The 2083-nt window shown below is 75.8% G+C and carries 1 protein-coding gene; it reads right to left on the bottom strand.

Going from position 1 to position 2083, the window contains the following annotated elements:
* Positions 1–2083 (bottom strand): type I polyketide synthase (locus ACVNF4_RS35285; protein WP_461806928.1); only part of this gene is annotated, 2083 nt, incomplete at both ends.

Raw genomic sequence — 2083 nt, 5'->3', positions numbered from 1 at the left:
GAGCGCCTGGCGGCCGGGGGAGACGGCCGGCGGGGCGAGCCCGGCGAGCAGGAGCGCGGCCACGGCCTGCGGGGTGGGGTGGTCGAAGACGAGGGTGGCCGGGAGTTTCAGGCCGGTGGCCGCGCCGATGCTGTTGCGCAGTTCGACGGCCGTGAGGGAGTCGAAGCCCAGTTCCCGGAAGGTGCGGTGCGGGGTGACGGCCCCCGGGTCGCCGTGGCCGAGGACGGTCGCGGTGTGCCGGTGCACGAGATCGAGGAGCAGTTGGTCGCGCTCCGCCTCCGCCAGGGCCGTCAGCCGCTCCGCGAGGTCGGGTCCGGCGCTGCCGCTGTCCGCCGTGGCCCGGCGCAGCACAGGGCCGCGCACCAGGCCCCGGAAGACGGCCGGCAGTGTGCCGGACTCGGCCTGGGAGCGCAGGACGGCACTGTCGACGGCGATCGGCGCGAGGGTGTCGGTGTCGGCGCCGAGCGCGGCGTCGAACAGGGCGAGTCCGTGCTCGGCGGTGAGCGCGCGCAGCCCGGAGCGGGCCATGCGGCGCTGGTCCGTCTCGTTGAGCGCGGCGGTCATGCCGCCGGACGACTCCCAGGCGCGCCAGGCCAGCGACAGCCCGGCGAGTCCCTCGGCCCGGCGGCGGGCCGCGAGCGCGTCGAGGGAGACGTTGGCCGCCGCGTAGTTCGCCTGCCCGGGGTTGCCGGTGAGGCCGGACGCGGAGGAGAACAGCACGAACAGGGCCGGATCCTGGCCGAGTTCACGCAGGACACTGTCCAGGTGCCGGGCGCCGTCGGTCTTCGGCCGCAGAACGCGGTGCAACTGCTCGTCGGTGAGCCCGGCCGCCAGTCCGTCGTCGAGGACCCCGGCCGTGTGCACGACCGCTGTGACGGGCCGGTCGAGCCCGGCGAGCGCGGAGTGCAGGGCGGCCCGGTCGGTGACGTCGCAGGCGAGCGTGGTGACGTCGGTCGCGCCGTCGGCCGGCAGCAGCTTCTCCAACCCGGCTGCGCCCCGGCGGCCCAGGAGCAGCAGACGCCGGGCGCCGTGCCGGGTGACGAGGTGCCGGGCGACGAGCCCGCCGAGGTTGCCGCCCGCGCCGGTGACGACGAACACGCCGTCCGGGTCGACAGCGGGCGGCACGGTCAGGACTGCCTTGCCGACCAGCTTGGCCTGGCTGAGCGCCCGGAACGCGTCCCGGGCCCGGCGCACGTCCCACGTCGTCGTCGGCGGCGCCGTCAGCGCACCCTCAGCGAACAGCCCGAGGACGCTGTCCAGCATGTCCCGCATCAGGTCCGGCGCCGCCTCGTTCAGGTCGTACGCCTGGTACACCACGCCCGGATGAGCGGCGGCCACCGCCCCCGGTTCACGGATGTCGGTCTTGCCCATCTCCAGGAACCGTCCACCGCGCGGCAGCAGCCGGAGCCCGGCGTCGACGAACTCCCCGGCGAGACAGTCCAGAACGACGTCCACGCCCTCCCCGCCGGTCGTGGCGAGGAAGTGGTCCGCGAAGTCCAGGGTGCGGGAGTCGGCGGTGTGCTCGTCGTCCAGCCCGGCGCCGCGCAGCACGTCCCGCTTTCCGGAGCTGGCCGTGGCGAACACCTCCGCCCCCAGATGCCGGGCGAGCTGTACGGCGGCGGTACCGACCCCGCCCGCACCGGCGTGCACGAGAACCCGCTGCCCCGGCCGCACGTCCGCGAGGACGACGAGCCCGTAGTAGGCGGTGAGGTAGGCGACGGGGACGGCGGCCCCCTCGGTGAAGCCCCAGCCGTCGGGCAGCGGCGCAAGCCACCGCCGGTCCGTGACGGCCAGCGGCCCGAAGGCGCGCGGTGCGAGCCCGAGCACCCGGTCACCCGGCCTCAGATCCGTCACACCGGGCCCGGTCTCCCGGACCACACCGGCGAGTTCACCACCGAGTCCGCGCAACCCGTCGACCATCCCCAGCGCGACGACCACGTCACGGAAGTTGACCCCCGCCGCGCGGACCTCGACGCGGACCGTGCCCGGCGCGAGCCGCGCCGTGACGTCGTCGGCCGCCGGAGCCAGGGTGAGGTCGTCGATCGTGCCGGTGTCGCCGGTGCGCGCCAGCGCCCACGGCCCG

The sequence above is a fragment of the Streptomyces sp. S6 genome, from assembly GCF_054880855.1.
This window is presented reverse-complemented; position numbering and strand designations above follow the sequence as displayed.